This window comes from Halochromatium sp. (genome assembly GCF_054919635.1).
In genome coordinates this window covers 1-4,684 of the sequence record NZ_JBUDPI010000302.1, presented here as the reverse complement: position 1 = coordinate 4,684, position 4,684 = coordinate 1, and the positions used below count along the sequence as shown (strand labels likewise).

Here is a 4,684-nt window from a genome sequence, read left to right as displayed (position 1 = left end):
GCCTGGTCCGTGGCCGCGGCGAGGCCTACCCCATCGCGATGGAAGGCGCGCTCAAGCTCAAGGAGATCTCCTACATCCATGCCGAAGCCTATCCGGCCGGTGAGCTCAAGCACGGCCCGCTGGCGCTGATCGACGAAGATATGCCTGTCGTCGTTGTCGCCCCGAACAACGCGCTGCTGGAGAAGCTCAAATCCAACCTCGAAGAGGTTCGCGCGCGCGGCGGCCAACTCTACGTCTTCGCCGATGATCAGGTCGCATTCCAACAAGACCCAGGCGTGACCATCATCCGTGTTCCGGAGACTGACGATCTCATCGATCCGCTGGTGTTTACCATCCCGCTGCAACTGCTGGCCTATCATGTGGCCGTGCTCAAGGGCACAGACGTGGATCAGCCGCGCAACCTGGCGAAATCGGTGACTGTCGAATAGCGCACAGCCGTCAATAGCCCAAGCCGTAACGGCGACATCCAATCGTGCTCGGACGCCTCGCTCGGAATCAAGTTGGCCTATTCAGGTGCCGCTATGCGCTCGAGAAGCTGTCCCTCGCGCGATCGTTTGCCCAGGACCTGGACCATAAACAGCCATGCCGAGGCGGCACGGCCTTCAGCGGTTGAGTTGAGTCCTCAGGCGTGATACGGCCGGCTCTGCTCATGCACGGCCGCGACCATTGCCGCGGCATGATCCGGATTGACGTCCGGATGGATGCCGTGACCAAGGTTGAAGACATGCCCCGAGCCGCGTCCATAGCTGGCCAGTACGCGGCCGACCTCGCGCTCGATGCGCTCGGGCGAGGCGTAGAGGGTGCAGGGGTCGAGGTTGCCTTGTAGCGCGACCTTGTCTCGCACCAGTTTGCGTGCGTCGGCCAGATCCGTGGTCCAGTCGACGCCGAGGGCGTCGCAGCCGGTCTCGGCCATGCGGTCGAGCCACTGACCGGCGCCCTTGGCGAAGAGCACTACCGGTACACGACGGCCGTCGGCCTCGCGGGTCAGGCCTTCGACGATGCGCTCCATGTAGCGGAGCGAAAACTCCCTGAAATCCGATGGCGAGAGCACGCCGCCCCAGGTGTCGAAGACCATCACGGCCTGGGCGCCGCGGGCGATTTGGGCATTGAGGTAGCTGGTGACCGAGTCGGCGACCTTGCCAAGCAGCTTGTGCATCAGGTTGGGCTGGTCGAACATCAGGGCCTTGCTGTGGGCGAAGTTCTTCGCGCTGGCACCCTCGATCATGTAGGTGGCCAGGGTCCAGGGTGCCCCGGAGAAGCCGATCAGCGGCACTCGACCGTCGAGCTCCTTACGGATCAGCGCGACGGCATCCATCACATAGCGCAACTCGTCCTCGGGGTCGGGCACAGCGATGGCCTCGATGTCGGCGGCCGTGCGCACCGGACGCGCGAACTGCGGGCCTTCACCTTCAGCGAACGAGAGACCCAAGCCCATGGCGTCGGGGATGGTCAGGATGTCCGAGAACAGGATCGCAGCGTCAAGCGGGAAGCGCTCCAGGGGTTGGATCGTGACCTCGCAGGCCAGCTCGGGCGAACGACACAGATCCATGAAGCTGCCGGCTTTGGCGCGCGTTTCGCGGTACTCGGGCAGATAGCGGCCGGCCTGGCGCATCATCCAGACAGGGGTGTAATCGACGGGCTCGCGCAGCAGTGCGCGCAGGAAGGTATCGTTCTTGAGCTCGGTCACAGGCAGGGTCCGGCGGCGGTGGTGAATGGGCGTTGTTGTGCGGGGCAGGATACTACGGCAGTTCGGATGCTGTCAGGGGTGGCAGCGGTTACAATCGTGCGATGGACGATGTCTCTCATATCCTCGACCCCCTGAACCCGGCCCAGCGTGAGGCGGTGACCGCTGATGTCGGCAATCGCCTGGTGCTGGCTGGTGCTGGCTCTGGCAAGACCCGGGTGCTGGTGCATCGCATTGCCTGGCTGCTGCAGGTCCAAGATGTGCGGCCCTGGCGCATCCTTGCGGTGACCTTCACCAACAAGGCTGCGCGCGAGATGAAGGGCCGCATCGAGGAGATGCTCGGCGAGCCGGTCGGCGGCATGTGGGTGGGTACCTTCCACGGGCTAGCCCACCGGTTTCTGCGCGCGCATTGGCAGGATGCGGGATTGCCGCAGCAGTTCCAGATCCTGGATTCGGATGATCAGTTTCGGCTGGTCAAGCGGACCCTGAAGGCGCTGGAGCTCGACGAGGCACGTTGGCCGCCGAGACAGGCGCAGGGCTTTATCAACAGCCAGAAGGACGAGGGTCGGCGGCCGCAGCATATCGATGCCGCTGGCGATTTCTTTCAAGAACAGATGCTGCGCGTCTATCGCGCCTATCAGGAGGCCTGCGACAAGTCCGGCAGCGTCGACTTCGCCGAGCTGCTGCTGCGCGCGCATGAGCTGCTGCGCGAGCGCCCAGACATCCTGCACCATTATCGGGAGCGCTTCGCGCACATCCTGGTCGACGAGTTCCAGGACACCAATGCCATCCAATACGCCTGGCTGCGGCTGCTGGCCGGCGAGCGCGATAATCTGTTCCTGGTCGGCGATGACGATCAGTCGATCTATGGCTGGCGCGGGGCGCGGGTCGAGAATATCCAGAGCTTCCAGCGCGACTATCCGAACACGCAGATCGTGCGACTGGAGCAGAACTATCGCTCGACCAGTAACATCCTCGGTGCCGCCAACGCCCTGATCGCCAATAATCCAAGCCGTCTTGGCAAGAACCTCTGGACCGAGGATGGTGCCGGCGAGCCAATCCGCCGTTATGCCGCCTTCAATGAGATCGACGAGGCGCGCTTCGTGGTTGAGCGCATCCGCCGGGCGAGCCAGGATGAGGGCTTGGCACGCAGCGAATGCGCGATCCTTTATCGCACCACCGCGCAGTCGCGGCTGTTCGAGGAGGCCTTGATTCAGGCCGGGCTGCCCTACCGAGTCTATGGCGGCCAGCGCTTCTTCGAGCGTGCCGAGATCAAGGATGCACTGGCCTATCTGCGCCTGATCGGTAATCCGGCCGACGACACCGCCTTCGAGCGTATCGTCAATCTGCCGCCGCGCGCCATCGGCCCGCGCACCGTCGACCTGCTGCGGACCCAGGCGCGGGCAGACGGGAGCACGCTTTGGGAGGTGGCACGCGCGGCGGTGAGCCAGGCGCTGTTGCCAGCCCGGGCGACTGGTGCGCTGCGGGGGTTCATCGACCTGATCCAAAGGTTGGCAAGCCGGGCCGAGGCCGAGCAGGAGCTGCCGGACCTGGTAGCCGAGGTGCTCGAGACGAGCGGGCTGCCAGCGCATTACGAGAAGAACAAGGACGGACGCGGCATCGAGCGGCTGGAGAACCTGGAGCAGCTCGTCGAAGCGACGAGGCGTTTCGCTGCGGAGGCGTCGAATGACGACGGCGACATTCTTGGCAGCTTCCTGGCCCATGCGGCACTGGAGGCCGGCGAGGCACAGGCCGACGGCTTCGAGGACAGCGTGCAGCTGATGACCTTGCACAGCGCCAAGGGACTGGAGTTTCCACTGGTCTTCATCACCGGCGTTGAGGAAGGACTCTTTCCGCACAGCATGTCGTCAAGCGATCCGACTCGGCTCGAGGAAGAGCGTCGCCTCTGCTACGTCGGTATGACCCGGGCCAAGCGCCAGCTTTATCTGACCCATGCTGAGAGCCGCCGGTTACATGGGCGAGAGGATTTCGCGATGCCATCGCGGTTTCTGCGCGAGCTACCAGGCGAGCTGATCGAGGAGGTGCGCGGCGGTGGCATCTCGCGGCCGCAGGCTGGCGGGGCTGGTGCGAGCCTGGGCGCTGCCGATGCAGGGGATGGATTTCGGCTCGGCCAGCGTGTGCGGCATCCAAAGTTCGGCCCTGGCGTGGTCTTGAATGCCGAGGGCCGCGGCACTGGTGCCCGCATCCAGATCAATTTCGAGTCGGCTGGTGCCAAGTGGCTGGTGCTCGATTATGCGCGTTTGGAGCCGGCTGACTGATTGAGGCGTCGTTAAGAACAGATGAGGAGTCCAGACATGCAACGCAGAGCCTTCCTGACCAGCGCTGGAGCCGCGACTGTCGCGCTGGGCGCTGGAATGAAACCGGCCGTGGCCAAGGCCGAGCACAAATGGAAGATGGTCACCACCTGGCCGAAGAATTTCCCGGGCATGGGCACTGGCGCCAACAAGCTCGCCGAGCTGATCGGTCAGATGAGCGGTGGCCGGATTGAGGTCAAGGTCTATGGCGCCGGTGAGCTGGTGCCGGCGTTTGAGATCTTTGACGCGGTCTCGCGCGGCACCGCCGAGATGGGCCATGGCGCGGCCTATTACTGGAAGGGCAAGAGCGAGGCGGCGCAGTTCTTTGCCAGCGTGCCCTTCGGGCTGACGGCGCAGGAGATGAACAGCTGGCTCTACTATGGCGGCGGCATGGAGCTTTGGAAGGAGCTGTACGCCGGTTTTGGTCTGGTGCCGGCCGCGGCGGCGAACACCGGTGTGCAGATGGGGGGGTGGTTCAATAAGGAGATCAACTCGCTGGAAGACCTCAAGGGGCTCAAGATGCGCATCCCGGGCCTGGGTGGCGAGGTGCTGCGGCGGGCTGGCGGTACACCGGTCAGCTTACCAGGTGGGGAGATCTTCACCTCGCTGCAGTCTGGAAACATCGACGCGACCGAATGGGTGGGCCCCTACAACGACCTCGCCTTCGGCCTCTACAAGGCGGCCA

At 64.3% G+C, this 4,684-nt stretch carries 4 protein-coding genes; 3 read left to right on the top strand and 1 reads right to left on the bottom strand.

Features of this window, described 5'->3' with window-relative positions; all coding sequences use genetic code 11:
* On the top strand, positions 1-428 hold a 428-nt coding region (locus ACY693_RS15390; protein ID WP_462322694.1), incomplete at its 5' end, for an SIS domain-containing protein.
* A gap of 194 nt (positions 429-622) precedes the next feature.
* On the opposite strand, the gene hemE is transcribed toward ACY693_RS15390, so the two are convergent.
* On the bottom strand, positions 623-1,687 hold the full coding sequence (gene hemE, locus ACY693_RS15385) for a uroporphyrinogen decarboxylase (protein ID WP_462322693.1): 1,065 nt from the start codon (positions 1,685-1,687) through the stop codon (positions 623-625).
* Between the two features lie 101 nt (positions 1,688-1,788).
* Here hemE and uvrD point away from each other — a divergent pair, with 101 nt between their 5' ends.
* Positions 1,789-3,963, top strand: a complete 2,175-nt coding sequence (uvrD, locus tag ACY693_RS15380) for a DNA helicase II (protein ID WP_462322692.1) — start codon at positions 1,789-1,791, stop codon at positions 3,961-3,963.
* Positions 3,964-3,999: 36 nt separating this feature from the next.
* Positions 4,000-4,684 (top strand): TRAP transporter substrate-binding protein (locus tag ACY693_RS15375; RefSeq protein WP_462322691.1); only part of this gene is annotated, 685 nt, incomplete at its 3' end.